The 12792-nt window shown below is 49.2% G+C and carries 12 protein-coding genes, 2 tRNA genes and 1 pseudogene; 4 read left to right on the forward strand and 11 right to left on the reverse strand.

Annotation, left to right across the window (positions count from 1 at the left end; translation table 11 throughout):
- Positions 1-27 precede the first annotated feature (27 nt).
- The 7 genes from AC5M9B_RS06265 to mraZ form a co-directional block, all read right to left on the reverse strand.
- A complete protein-coding gene (locus tag AC5M9B_RS06265; protein ID WP_049230309.1) occupies positions 28-888 on the reverse strand; it encodes a hypothetical protein in 861 nt (286 codons plus the stop codon).
- A 24-nt stretch (positions 889-912) separates the two neighbouring features.
- Positions 913-1434: a M23 family metallopeptidase gene (locus tag AC5M9B_RS06270; protein WP_070655442.1), complete on the reverse strand. Its 522-nt coding sequence runs from the start codon at positions 1432-1434 to the stop codon at positions 913-915.
- 186 nt (positions 1435-1620) lie between these two features.
- On the reverse strand, positions 1621-3099 hold the full coding sequence (locus AC5M9B_RS06275; RefSeq protein WP_487648393.1) for a UDP-N-acetylmuramoyl-L-alanyl-D-glutamate--2,6-diaminopimelate ligase: 1479 nt from the start codon (positions 3097-3099) through the stop codon (positions 1621-1623).
- A 24-nt stretch (positions 3100-3123) separates the two neighbouring features.
- Positions 3124-4872 carry a peptidoglycan D,D-transpeptidase PBP2 gene (gene penA / locus AC5M9B_RS06280; RefSeq protein WP_487648394.1) on the reverse strand — a complete coding sequence of 583 codons (1749 nt, stop codon included), beginning with the start codon at positions 4870-4872 and terminating at the stop codon, positions 3124-3126.
- 90 nt (positions 4873-4962) lie between these two features.
- Complete coding sequence (gene ftsL, locus AC5M9B_RS06285; protein WP_003743297.1) at positions 4963-5226, reverse strand: cell division protein FtsL; 264 nt, start codon at positions 5224-5226, stop codon at positions 4963-4965.
- A 55-nt stretch (positions 5227-5281) separates the two neighbouring features.
- Positions 5282-6235, reverse strand: a complete 954-nt coding sequence (gene rsmH / locus AC5M9B_RS06290) for a 16S rRNA (cytosine(1402)-N(4))-methyltransferase RsmH (protein ID WP_039405764.1) — start codon at positions 6233-6235, stop codon at positions 5282-5284.
- Positions 6232-6687: a division/cell wall cluster transcriptional repressor MraZ gene (mraZ, locus tag AC5M9B_RS06295; protein WP_019271187.1), complete on the reverse strand. Its 456-nt coding sequence runs from the start codon at positions 6685-6687 to the stop codon at positions 6232-6234. Before mraZ ends, rsmH begins: the two co-directional genes overlap by 4 nt.
- Before the next feature lie 351 nt (positions 6688-7038).
- On the opposite strand from mraZ, the gene AC5M9B_RS06300 reads away from it, so the two are divergent.
- The 3 genes from AC5M9B_RS06300 (at position 7039) to AC5M9B_RS06310 (ending at position 8524) form a co-directional block, all read left to right on the forward strand.
- A complete protein-coding gene (locus AC5M9B_RS06300; RefSeq protein ID WP_487648395.1) occupies positions 7039-8196 on the forward strand; it encodes a class I SAM-dependent methyltransferase in 1158 nt (385 codons plus the stop codon).
- A 169-nt stretch (positions 8197-8365) separates the two neighbouring features.
- Positions 8366-8442: transfer RNA gene (locus AC5M9B_RS06305), tRNA-Met, on the forward strand.
- A 6-nt stretch (positions 8443-8448) separates the two neighbouring features.
- A tRNA-Ala gene (locus tag AC5M9B_RS06310) sits at positions 8449-8524 on the forward strand.
- A gap of 393 nt (positions 8525-8917) precedes the next feature.
- Here AC5M9B_RS06310 and AC5M9B_RS06315 read toward each other — a convergent pair.
- From AC5M9B_RS06315 to AC5M9B_RS06325, 3 genes and pseudogenes are all read right to left on the reverse strand, one after another.
- Positions 8918-9090 (reverse strand): annotated as a pseudogene (locus tag AC5M9B_RS06315) (integrase core domain-containing protein); the annotation flags it as partial.
- Positions 9091-9205: 115 nt separating this feature from the next.
- Positions 9206-9736, reverse strand: a complete 531-nt coding sequence (locus AC5M9B_RS06320; RefSeq protein WP_070655434.1) for an Imm42 family immunity protein — start codon at positions 9734-9736, stop codon at positions 9206-9208.
- Between the two features lie 75 nt (positions 9737-9811).
- Positions 9812-10816 carry a quinone-dependent dihydroorotate dehydrogenase gene (locus tag AC5M9B_RS06325; protein WP_487648396.1) on the reverse strand — a complete coding sequence of 335 codons (1005 nt, stop codon included), beginning with the start codon at positions 10814-10816 and terminating at the stop codon, positions 9812-9814.
- A gap of 155 nt (positions 10817-10971) precedes the next feature.
- Between AC5M9B_RS06325 and AC5M9B_RS06330 the strand changes: the two genes are divergently transcribed.
- Positions 10972-11622 (forward strand): HAD-IA family hydrolase, encoded by a 651-nt coding sequence (locus tag AC5M9B_RS06330; protein ID WP_049226661.1) that lies wholly within the window; start codon positions 10972-10974, stop codon positions 11620-11622.
- A gap of 99 nt (positions 11623-11721) precedes the next feature.
- Here AC5M9B_RS06330 and AC5M9B_RS06335 read toward each other — a convergent pair whose 3' ends face one another.
- Positions 11722-12552, reverse strand: coding sequence for an ATP-grasp domain-containing protein (locus AC5M9B_RS06335; RefSeq protein WP_487648397.1), 831 nt, complete (start codon positions 12550-12552; stop codon positions 11722-11724).
- Positions 12553-12792: the final 240 nt, after the last annotated feature.

Consider the following 12792-nt stretch of genomic DNA (forward strand, 5'->3'; position numbering starts at 1 on the left):
GTACTATTGAAACCGATTTTCCCACACTCAGCTACCGATTTTTCCGTACTCCTGATAATCGGAGAAACACAATACGATGGTTTTACCGTTTTTACGGTAAGGGTGGCAGAGGCTGTAATGACCGTCTTCCGCTTCATAGCGCATTTCCTGGGTTTGTCCGGCAAATACTTTTTGCAGGTATTCGCGCCCCTTCAAATCCGGGGAATAGACATAGTCCGTTTTCTTGACCGCCACTTTCTCACCATTTCGATTCACGACGAAATTATCGCCACCTTCTGCATTCTGATTGGCGGCAGGCACGACTTCGTCACTCAGGGTAAGACGGGTGGAGTCGGCTGAAAAAGCCAGATAAACCGGTTTGTTGCCGATCTTATCCGGCACGATAATCATGGCAGCGTTGAACGAAGAATCATCTTTAGCCATCAAATCCAAGATTTCCGACGTTTTTCTGATATACGCCAAGTCAAAACGGTAATCGGCCAACGCATCGAGTTGAGCAGAATTGTCTTTGACGATGCGCTCCGACGATTGGATTAAGATATCGCGTTTTTGTTGAATAGTCAGGTAATTGCCGCCGAACAGCAACACCGCCAAAATAGGAAATACCGCCAACAGCAGATATACGGTTTTCCTACCGCCACGGACTTCTTCTTCCTGCCCGCGCTCGGCAATACGGGTCAGATTCAACATGATGTTCAGCATCAACGTGCCGCCCATCACAGCCAAAATCCCCAAAATACTCATCAGGAAAATTTCTGTAATGTGTTCACGGAACACCTTGAGTCCGAAGACTTGAATCAATATCAACGCGAACACCCAGTACACCAGCAGTGTCACTGCTACCATACCGATGATGTTCGTTGCCTTGACCAATTTTTTTGCGTTCATCTCTTCACTCTTTTTTCAGACGACCTATTTGTCCTGATTAATCAACGGATAGGGATTGATCGCTCCGTTTGGTAAATACACGCCATAATGCAGGTGCGCCGGTGTGGTTTTGGCGTTACCGGTTTTACCGACATAGCCGATGACTTGCCCTTCTTTCACGCGGTCGTACAGACGGACGCGGGCGAATTTGTTGAGGTGGGCATAATAGTGCCATGCGCCCGGTCCTTGTATGCCGATGACTTTGCCACCCAATCGGTTGCGCCCGATTTTGGTGACGATACCGGGCGTCGTACTGCGTATCGGCGTGTTTTTCTTGGCGAAAATATCCACGCCTTCATGTCTGCGCCCCTGACTGCGCGCTGCGCCCCAAGTGTCGTCAAAACGCTTGCCTTTAACGGGATTGGGCAGGCTTTGCGCCGTCGGCGGTTCTTTCGCCCTCAGCTCGGCAATTTCGGCGTTCGGGCGCGGCAGTTGTTTGATGGTACAGCCTGCAAATAAAATCATGGCTGCACTAATTAAAAGGGTTTTTGTCGGCATTTTCAGCATCAAATCGGTCTCCTTGTTTTTCAGACGGCCTCTTGAAATGATAATTAGAGGCCGTCTGAAACAACTGCGATAGGTTTAATAGCTGACGTGCCGTAATGCGTGTGTCTGTTGTTTTTATCGTGGGTATAAACGTTTTCAGACGACCTTGATGACCTTCAGGCCGTCTGAAAACTTTGGTACCCGTTGTTATCTCCGCTCTGCCAATGCTTTCTCTGCCACTTCAAAATCAGAAAAATGATGTTTCACTCCCTGCATGTCCTGATAATTTTCGTGTCCTTTGCCGGCAATCAGGATGATGTCGTTTGCGGCGGCACGTTCGACTGCGTAACTGATAGCGGCGGCGCGGTCGGCTTCGACGCATTCGGGCGCGGGAACGGCGGGCAGGATGTCGTTGATGATGTCTTGCGGATTTTCCAAACGCGGGTTATCGCTGGTGACGACGACTTTGTCTGCACCCTGTACGGCTGCTGCTCCCATTAGCGGGCGTTTGCCGCGGTCGCGGTTGCCGCCGCAGCCAAATACGCACCACAAAACCGCACCCTGCGGTTTGATTTCCTGCAAGGTGGAGAGTGCTTTTTCCAATGCGTCGGGTGTGTGGGCGTAATCGACGACGACCAAGGGTTTGCCGCTGTTCATGATGCAATCCATACGGCCTGAGGCGGGACGGATTTTTGCCAACACATCCAATACTTTATCAAGCGGATAGCCGTTGGCACAAAGCAAGGCGATGCAGGCGGCGAGATTTTGCGCGTTGAACCGTCCGAGCAGGCGCGTGCGGCAGCGGCCTTCACCCCACGGGGTTTGGAATACGGCTTCCATGCCGTCTGAAGAAGCGGTGAAATGAACAATGCGGATGTCGGCGTGTTCGCTGAAGCCGTAGCCGTAAACAGCCAAATCGGAACAGTCTTTTTTCAGACGACCTATGAATTCTGCGCCGTATTCGTCATCCACGTTGATAATGGCGTGTTTCAAGCCGTGCCAGTAAAACAGGCGCGACTTGATGGCACCGTAGGCTTCCATCGTGCCGTGGTAGTCGAGGTGGTCTCGGGTGAGGTTGGTGAAGATTGCGCTGCGGAATGGCACGCCGTTGACGCGCGACTGGTCAAGACCGTGGCTGGAGACTTCCATCGCGGCGGCTGTCGCGCCTTGTTGACGGAAACGGTAGAGCAGGGTTTGGACATCGACGGGGGCGGGGGTGGTGTGCGTGGTTTCTTCCAATGCGCCCCAAAAGCCGTTGCCGACCGTGCCGATAATGGCGGTTTTTTCGCCCAACAAATCGGCGGCTTGCGCCAGCCATTGTGTGATGGAAGTTTTGCCGTTGGTACCGGTTACACCCCAGACTTTGAGGTCGTCTGAAACGTTGCCGTAAACTTGCGCTGCCAACATGCCGGCACGGTGTTTCAAATCTTTGATGCCTTGATTGGGGACTTTCCATTCGGGATTCCACGCAAATTTGCCGTCGTCGTCCCAAAAAACAAAAGCCGCGCCGTTGGCAATGGCTGCGGGGATATAACTGCGGCCGTCCGTATATTCGCCCTGACAGGCGACAAAAATATCACCTTGTTTAATTTGACGGCTGTCTGAATGCAACAAACGCCCTGCTGCGTTTGCACACAGCAGAGGCGGAATGTTGGTTTCAGCTAAAGGGGTTAACTTGCTGAACATAAAATAATCTCGTTGATACTCGGATTAAGACGGTGTTTTAACGGCTGCAACATTGGTCAGAGGCTTGGTGGGGGAAACGCCCAAGATATTCAGGCTGCCGCCCATGACTTGTTTGAAGACCGGACCCGCCACTACGCCGCCGTAGTAACCGTTTGCAGTCGGTTCGTCGATGGTTACCGCCACAATCACACGGGGATTTTTGGCAGGAGCAAAACCGATGAAAGTTGCGACGTGTTTGTTATCAACGTAACGTCCGTTGACCAACTTACGCGCTGTACCGGTTTTCGCGCCGACGTCGAAACCATCTACCGCACCCGCCGTACCCGTACCGCCGGGCTCGGTTACAGACACCATCAAATCACGAACTTCACGCGCGGTCGAAGCTTTAATCACGCGTTTGCCTTTGGGCGCAACCGCCTGTTTCTCAAAGCTGACCGGCAACAATTCGCCGTCATGTGTCAACATGGTATAAGCACGCGCCAATTGAAGCAGGCTCAATTGCAAGCCGTAACCGAAAGACATGGTTGCCTGTTCAATCGGCTGCCATCTGCGCCAGCTTCTCAAAAGACCGGCCGTCTCACCTGGGAAACCGGAGTGCATCCGCACGCCCACACCCAAATCATGATAAAAATCATACATTTCTTTAGGCGTGAATTTTGTAGACAGTTTACTGGTGCCGACGTTGGAAGATTTTTGCATAATGCCGCGCACATCCAAAGTAGGATACACATGGGTATCGCGTACGGTAGCGGGACCAATTTTATAAGGCATGGTGTTAAAACGATCAGCCACACCGACTTTGCCGGAATCCAGTGCTTTAGCAATTGTAAACGGCTTCATCGCGGAACCCGGCTCAATCATATCGGTAACGGCGCGATTGCGGCGTTGTTCGCTATCGGCGCTGCCCGGTTGGTTGGGATCATAGGCAGGGCTGTTGACCAAAGCCAAGATTTCGCCGGTTTGTGCATCCAATACCACAACCGTACCTGCTTTGGCTTTGTGATAAGCCACTGCTTTATTCAGCTCATCATAGGCAAGCGTTTGAATACGTTGATCCAAAGACAAAACCATGTCCTGCCCGTTTTTCGGATCGCTGTTCCGCGGAGAATCCAAACTATCGACGATATTGCCTTTATTGTCGCGCAAAACCACTTTCGCGCCGTCCGCACCATGCAGACTGTCTTCTCGCGACAATTCCAAGCCTTCCTGACCTTTGCCGTCGATATTGGTAAAACCGATAACGTGTGCGAACAGGTTACCCATCGGATAATGGCGTTTCAGTTCTTTTTGGAATGCCAAGCCTTTAATGCCCAAAGCTTTAATTTCTTCCGCTTTTTCTTGGCTGAGTTGGCGCTTCAGATAAATAAAATCTTTATCTTTTTTCGCCAATTTTTCCTGCAACGCCTCAACAGGCAGATCAACAATAGCCGCCAACTTAGCCATCTGTTCAGCAGTCGGCATTTCTTCCATACCGGAAGGCATGGCATACAAGGATTCAGTCGGTGCACTCAACGCCAAAGTCGCGCCGTTACGGTCCGTAATCATGCCGCGCGACGCAGGTAGAGTCAGGGTACGGACAAAACGCTGATCACCCTGATTTTTCAAAAACTCATGCTGCGTGGTTTGCAGATAAATACCGCGCCCGAGCAATGCAGTAAAAGCAAGTGCCATACACCCCAAAACAATACGGATACGCCCGTCGCTGGTAACGGGTTTTTTGATTTTTTCGACCTTAGGCAGCATCCGAGGCTTATATTCGTTCTTAATCAACATTTTAAAGTTCTCATATATTATGTTTGCCGAACCCGTGTTCCGCATACCGACGAATATCTTCTCTATTTGCCGGCTTTATCATTATTAATATTATTTTTTTCTTTCCACCATCACAGTATTGCCCGCACTAGGCGGTTTGAGGCGCTGCTTCTCAGCAGCCACCTTAATCAGCTTGTGGTTCGCCAGCCGCGCCTGATCCAATTTCAAGCGTGCATAGTCCTGATCAAGCTTAATTTCCTGCTTTTGCGCTTTATCCAAAGCGATGAAGTGCAAACGCGATTGGTCTTGCACGGTGACCACCGCAAAAGCAGATACCGACACCAAGACCAACAAAAGGATATTTAATTTATTCATTATTTTCAGACGACCTCAATCTGTTTGTTCCGAGGACACCTGCCCCACATAATGCTTATTCTGTAATCTCACCGCCCGTCCGCTCCGCGACTCGTAAAACTGCGCTGCGCGCCCGCGGGTTGAAGGCGGTTTCCTCAACACCCGGCTTTATCGCCTTTCCCACCGACTTTAACGGCGGCAGAGGCAAATCCGCTTCTTTTACTGCCGCCCAACGCGGCAAGGGAGGATGTTGCGAATACTTCTTGACAAACTGTTTCACGATGCGGTCTTCAAGCGAATGGAACGCAATAACCGCCAAACGTCCGCCTTGCTTCAGACGACCCATCACTTGCGGCAGAACCGCCTCTACCTCTTCGAGCTCGCGGTTAATAAAGATGCGAACTGCCTGGAAGGTGCGCGTCGCAGGGTCTTGCCCCCGCTCACGAGTACGGACGTTTTGTGCCACGAGCTGCGCCAGCTTGCGGGTTGTATCGATCGGACTTTCTGTCCGTTGCGCAACAATGGCGCGCGCAATCTGGCGACTAAACCGCTCTTCACCATAATTCTTGATAACCTCGTGCAAATCCTGTTCCGATGCTGTTGCAATCCATTCTGCAGCGGACATTCCCCGCGTCGGATCCATGCGCATATCCAAAGGTGCATCAAAACGGAAACTGAAACCTCGTGCGCCGTCATCTATCTGCGGGGACGAAATCCCCAAATCAAACAACGCACCATCTATCTCTTCAATACCCAGCTTATCCAAGGTCGTCTGAAAACTTGAAAATCCGTCATGGACTACCGTAACTCGCCCATCCTGCTCGGCCAGCTTTTGCGCAGCTTCAATCGCTTGCGGGTCTTTATCAAACACAATCAGACGACCTTGACTGCCCAGACGGGACAAAATCAATCGGGAGTGCCCTCCCCTGCCGAACGTCCCATCTACATAAATACCGTCTTCACGAACCGCCAGAGCATCAACCGCCTCATTTAACAAAACGGTGATATGTTGATATTCAGCATTACTCACAATTGCAAATCCGTCTGACTTAATTGGAATGCCAACTCTTCAGGATCATCATCCAAAGCCTGAGTCATTTCAGCTTCCCATTGATCACGGCCCCACAATTCCAAACGGTTGGCGCGACCGACCAAGGTAACGTCTTTTTCAAAATCCACCCGTTTGCGCAGATTGGCAGGAATCAGTACGCGGCCGGCGCTGTCCCATTCCAGCGTATCCGCATTATGCAGCAGCAGATTTTGATAACGCTGCAACATCGGATTTCCTGCCGTTTTCAGGTGCAAAAGCTGCTCGGCAACCTTTGCCCATTCAGCTTCTGGGTACATCAACAATTTTTCACGGGAATCCAAAGTAACCACAATCGACGGCGTATAATGGCGCAGCAAAATATCGCGGAACTTGGCAGGAATTGCCAACCGCCCTTTGCTGTCAATACTCAATTCGTGAGCGCCACCAAACACAATTTCGTCCTATCGGTTTAAATCGGAATTTTTTGGGCAACGCAGACACTTTTACCCACATCGCCCCACTAGCCCACACTATAAAAAATTTTAACGCCTCGGTCAAATCGCCCTACTCTAAAATCCCAGTACATATGCAACAACAAAATCATTAAAAAACAGTATTTTAACCAAACAAGCACACAAGCCGAACCACCCATTTTACCCGATTTGGTTTTTGAAAACACAATATGTAGTATTAAAAATCTTATTTAGACACAATATATGGTATAAAAAAATGAAAAAACGCCCCTTTTCCGTTCACGTTATAATAGACAAATAAATTCACAAATTTTACATTATCTAACAGTTATGAAGGCACACCTCCCCCTCCCCTCCCCTGCCGCGCAAGCCTCAAGTTCCAAACTATTCGAAATCATCACACAGGAAATAAAAGCCCAAAATAACTGGATTCCTTTCTCACGATTCATGGAGCTTGCACTCTACACACCCGAATACGGTTACTACACCGGCGGCAGCCATAAAATCGGCACAGACGGCGATTTCATTACCGCCCCCACCCTCACCCCATTGTTCGGACAAACCCTCGCCCGACAACTTGCCGAACTACTCCCGCAAACTGCCGGCAACATCTACGAATTCGGTGCAGGTACAGGACATCTTGCCGCCACCTTATTGAAAAGCCTTTCAGACGACCTCAAGCATTACTACATCATCGAACTTTCCCCCGAACTTGCCGAACGCCAACGCCAATTCATCGCAGAACACACCACCCCGCAACTGACACAAAAAGTCATCCACCTGACCGAACTGCCCGAATCCTTCGACGGCATCATCATCGGCAACGAAGTCCTCGATGCCATGCCTGTCGAAATCATCCGCCGCAATCAAAACACCTTTCAACACATCGGTGTCTCCATTAACCCAGACGGACAGCTTGAACAAAGCCCGCAACCTTTGAAACAACCCGACCTACTCCGTTTAGCCGCCACCTATTTTCCCAAAACCGAACACCCCTACACTAGCGAGCTACACCCCGCCCAATACGCTTTTATCCTCACCCTCGCGCAGAAAATCACACGCGGTGGCATGATATTTATCGACTACGGTTTTGACGCCGCCCAGTATTACCACCCGCAACGCGACGAAGGCACGCTCATCGCCCACTACCGCCACCACACCATTCACGATCCGTTTTTCCATATCGGTCTGACCGACCTGACCGCCCATGTCAACTTTACCGACATTGCCCAAGCAGGCACTGACGGCGGACTGGATCTCATCGGCTACCTAGCTCAGTCCCATTTCCTATTCAACCTAGGCATTACCGACCTGCTGGCACAAATCGCTCCCCCAGGCACAGCAGACTACCTCCGCATCAGCACTGCCGTACAGAAATTGACTGACCAACACGAAATGGGAGAACTCTTCAAAGTCATCGCCTTTGGCAAAAACATCGACATCGACTGGACAGGTTTCCGCTTCGGCGACATCTGCCACAAACTTTGAAATACCCCTTGCAGCAAACCATCCTCCAAACGCACAGAGGTCGTCTGAAACGCAATTTCAGACGACCTCATCTATGCTTTATTCCATTAAAAAACAAAAACAAAACACAAAGTACAAAATAAAACTTGCCAAAAACTCAAAACAACATATAATAGCGACTTCACGAAACGGCGAATTAGCTCAGTCGGTTAGAGCAGAGGAATCATAATCCTTGTGTCCGGGGTTCGAGTCCCTGATTCGCCACCAAATTTCGGGGGTATAGCTCAGTTGGTAGAGCGCTTGCATGGCATGCAAGAGGTCAGCGGTTCGATCCCGCTTACCTCCACCAGATAAAAAAGACCTTGTTTAAACAAGGTCTTTTTTATTTATATATCTACCTATTTTATTTATATCCATCTATCCTTAAAACTTGATAAGCAGCCGATACAATATTCATTGAAACGACTAAAAACAGTTGTTGAGCCAATCTGGATGACCACATCTATTCTTTTGAGACCTTTGCAAAAATAGTCTGTTAACAAAATTTGACGCATAAAAATGTGCTAAAAAATTTTCAATTGGCTAAAACCTTTCTGATTTTGAGAAAAAAGTAGAAGAAATCAGGGAGGTTCTTCATTTTGAAAATGGTATTGAGCATAAAATTTTAATAACTCATGTTATTGCAAAGGTCTCCTATATTCTTTTATTCATCTATGTTCACACAAAAGGTCGTCTGAAAACCTTAAATGTAGAAAATCGTCGCGCTGTCTACACCACAGGTTAAGAGAAATAAGCCTGCAAGGCCTCAAACGGCGTATCGCCGTTCAAACTGCGGTGCGGCTTCACGGTGTTATAGAAATTAACAAAGCGGCACAACTCCTTTTGCCGATGTTCTGGACTGTCAAACGACTTGCGGCTTTAAGTGCGGGGTAAGGCGGGTGTTTTTGTGGATGTTCATGTTTTAATACTCTCCTGGAAATACTGTAAACAACGCTACTGGTTTCTACAGCTAATCTACGTCAGCCCCTAATTAAATCCATTTTTCATTTTGAAAATAAGATCTTGCCCAAGTGATTACTTTTTCCATTATATCTATACAATATCCTTTTTCTAATATAACCTCCTGAATCTCCCCTTTATAATCTCTAAATATGATTTTTTCCGAATGGTCGGCTGATACCAGCCAGCTATTTTGATTATCAAAAATATTTTCTTCTATATTTAAATAGGTTGAGTCATATAATTGATATTCCTCATAGGTTTCATCTCCGTTTAAGATCTTTTCCAAAATATTTTCTAATTTTTCCAAAATATATTGAGCATCTTGATTATAGATTGTAGAAGCATTGAATTGATTCAGGCTGCCTATTTTTACATTCAATGAATTTACCGCATCTAGAATGCTGATTGATTGATACTTCAATTCGGTCGGCAATATATAACCTTGAATAATATAATGAAATACTCCATCATTTTTCAAATCCTCCCCCCATTCCAGAAACCAATCTTCTACAAAATCAAATTGAATAGCAAATTTATATGGATCTCCAAAAATCATCATATCCTCCAAGATATATGTATATTAAACTAATTTTTGCTAACATCTTTTAATTTCTTAACATGTTGGAAATCGCGCTTACTTCAATGCTGCCAGACATTCCTTCACCAATGCCGGACCTTTATAAATCATGCCGCTGTACACTTGGACGGCGGTTGCGCCGAGACGGATTTTTTCGGCGGCGTCTTTACCGTTCATAATGCCGCCTACGCCGATAATCGGCAGCTTGCCGTCTATGTGTTCCGCCAATGTTTTCAGCACTCGGTTGCTTTTTTCGCGCACCGGAAGACCGCTTAGACCGCCCTGCTCGCCTGCGAGCGGATGGCTGCCGAGGCTTGATTTGTCGATGGTGGTATTGGTGGCGATGATGCCGTCCATTTCGACGGATTTGACGACGTGGGCGATATCTTCGATTTGCGCCTCATCCAAATCGGGAGCGATTTTGACGGCGAGCGGGACGTATTTTCCGTGTGCGGCGGCAAGCTGTGCCTGTTTGTTTTTGAGGGCTTCGAGTAACGCGCTCAATTCGTCGCCGCCTTGCAGTGCGCGGAGGTTTTTGGTGTTGGGCGAGGAAATATTGACGGTAATGTAACTTGCGTGTGCGTAGGCTTTTTCGAGGCAGATTAAATAGTCGTCGGCGGCGTTTTCGATGGGGGTTACGGCGTTTTTGCCGATGTTGATGCCCAACACGCCCTGATAACGGCTTTTTTCGATGTTTTGAATCATGGCGTCAATTCCGTGGTTGTTGAAGCCCATGCGGTTGATGATGCCTTGGTGTTCAGGAACGCGGAAGAGGCGCGGCTGCGGATTGCCGGGCTGCGGTTTGGGCGTTACCGTGCCGATTTCGAGGAAGCCGAAGCCGAGCGCGCCCAATGCGTCTATGTATTCGCCGTTTTTGTCGAGTCCGGCGGCCAGCCCGACCGGATTAGGCAGGCTGATGCCCATGAGCTTGACGGGCTTGATTCGGTTGTCGAAAATCGGAAGCAAACCGAGTTTATAAACTTTGTTGAGCGCGTCGAGAGTGAAATGGTGGGCTTTTTCGGCATCGAGTTTGAACAGCAGGCTGCGGGCTAGGGAATACATGGGTTTCTTTCGGATGATTGGCAAACCGCCGTATTTTACCCGAAACTGCCGTATTTTCCTGCCGGCCAAACAAATCTTCAAAGGAAATGCCGTTTTGAACCGTCTGAAAATCCGCTATACAATCATATCGATAACGTCGTCTGAAAGGATTCCTTATGAAGCCTGAACTGATTATTTTCGACTGGGACGGAACGCTCGCCGATACGACGCGCCCGATTATCCGTACGTTTCAACAAAGTTTTGCCGACTGCGGTTTAAAAGCCCCCGATGCGGATGCCATCCGCGCCTTAATCGGTTACAGCCTGCCCGAAATCATCTTCCGCCTTGCGCCTGATGCGGGCGAACACCTGCGCGAAGAATTGGCGGAAACCTATGCCGCGCATTATCTGAATCCGAACAATCACAATATGACCTTGTTCCCCGAAGCCATCCCTTGTTTGAACACTTTAAAACAACAAGGCTTTTGGCTTGCCGTAGCGACAGGCAAAGGGCGTACGGGTTTGGACCGTTCTATTATGCAGACAGGTACGGCGGATTTTTGGATGGCAACCGCCTGCGCAAGCGAATATGCGTCCAAACCCGCGCCCGATATGGTTTTTGCCTTATGTTCCGAATTGGGGCTGGAGCCTTCGCAAACTTTGATTGTCGGCGATACGACCCACGATTTGGATATGGCGGCAAATGCAAAAGCCCCTGCCGTTGCCGTACCGACCGGCGCACATACCGCCGCGCAACTGGCAACGCGGCCGCATTTGGCAATCTTGAACGATTTGTCCGAGCTGCCCGGCTTTATCGCGCGTTTATAATGCGCGGCCGTCATTTCGTTTTCTGATTTTGAAAAAAGGTCGTCTGAAAACGCGCTCCCTTTGTTTTCAGACGACCTTTTTGGCATGGACTCTTTATCGTCAGCCCGCGATAACGCGCTTTACCGCCTGCACCATATCGGCAACCGCGTTTTCAGCGGTATGCAGGTAAAGGGCGGGTTCGATCAGTTCCAATTCGTTGAGCAGTAATCTTTCGTCAATCAGCGTCCCGTCTATGCGGGCGTATGCCGGTATTTCAGGCAGCATGTCCAATATCTGCCGTGCGGTTTTGATTGCTTTTTCCGGCGGCGCGGCAGGGCTGACGGCGACTCCGTAGGCGGAATTGGCGCGCCATTCGCCTTGGGGCGGCATACGCAGCACGGCGTGGCTGAATCGCCCGTCCAAAAACACCAGCGAGGTTTCGCCCGCCGTTTCGATTTCGCGGATATAAGGTTGGACGATGACGCCTTGTGGATAATCCTCCGCCTTCAACGACACTTCGCCCGCCCTGATTTTTGCCACGCCGCGCCCGCTCTGCCCGATAACGGGTTTGACGACCGCTTCCCGCCAACCCCGATTCTCTAAAATGTCTTCCAATTTTTCTTTTTCAGACGACGTCTGCACGCTCGGAATCACGTCCGCCCCCCATTCTGCCAAATCGCACAAATAGCGTTTGCCCATGTTCCAACGCATCAGCCCGACGGGGTTGATAAATCTTTGCCCGCCCGCTTCCGCTTCGGTCAGCCACTGCCCAAACGTTTCAGGCTCCAACGCATAATCCCATGCGCACAAAGGCAGGATAAAGGCGGATTTCGGGCGGTTTTGCCAAGGCGCGAAGGCAGTGGGTATGCCGTCTCGTGTCAGCGCGTCCGCCAACGGCAGCAGGTTGGATGGCGGTTCGGGGTAGGCAAGGCAGGTGGTAATTATCAGCATGGCGGACTTTCGAAGAATAAAATGATTGAAGATTTACAAAGGTTTATGTCTTTGCTTGAGGTTTCAGACGACCTTTTATCGGGCAAACGGCAGGCGTTGTCTAAACAATAAACACCATCACGCTTGCAATAAAAAAAACTTCCCTGAATAACGGAACTTTTCCATTTATTTTAAATCTATTAGTCTCGCATATAAATAATAAAGATTCTTATTCATATGTAAATTACATATAACATTATT

The organism is Neisseria flava (genome assembly GCF_982712965.1).

Excerpts from the sequence above, each read along its gene's own strand:
- penA (WP_487648394.1), bottom strand. The coding sequence starts at position 4,872 with ATGTTGATTAAGAACGAATATAAGCCTCGGATGCTGCCTAAGGTCGAA.
- AC5M9B_RS06270 (WP_070655442.1), bottom strand. The coding sequence starts at position 1,434 with ATGCTGAAAATGCCGACAAAAACCCTTTTAATTAGTGCAGCCATGATT.
- AC5M9B_RS06330 (WP_049226661.1), top strand. The coding sequence starts at position 10,972 with ATGAAGCCTGAACTGATTATTTTCGACTGGGACGGAACGCTCGCCGAT.
- AC5M9B_RS06265 (WP_049230309.1), bottom strand. The coding sequence starts at position 888 with ATGAACGCAAAAAAATTGGTCAAGGCAACGAACATCATCGGTATGGTA.
- AC5M9B_RS06300 (WP_487648395.1), top strand. The coding sequence starts at position 7,039 with ATGAAGGCACACCTCCCCCTCCCCTCCCCTGCCGCGCAAGCCTCAAGT.
- AC5M9B_RS06275 (WP_487648393.1), bottom strand. The coding sequence starts at position 3,099 with ATGTTCAGCAAGTTAACCCCTTTAGCTGAAACCAACATTCCGCCTCTG.
- AC5M9B_RS06320 (WP_070655434.1), bottom strand. The coding sequence starts at position 9,736 with ATGATGATTTTTGGAGATCCATATAAATTTGCTATTCAATTTGATTTT.
- AC5M9B_RS06325 (WP_487648396.1), bottom strand. The coding sequence starts at position 10,816 with ATGTATTCCCTAGCCCGCAGCCTGCTGTTCAAACTCGATGCCGAAAAA.
- AC5M9B_RS06335 (WP_487648397.1), bottom strand. The coding sequence starts at position 12,552 with ATGCTGATAATTACCACCTGCCTTGCCTACCCCGAACCGCCATCCAAC.
- ftsL (WP_003743297.1), bottom strand. The coding sequence starts at position 5,226 with ATGAATAAATTAAATATCCTTTTGTTGGTCTTGGTGTCGGTATCTGCT.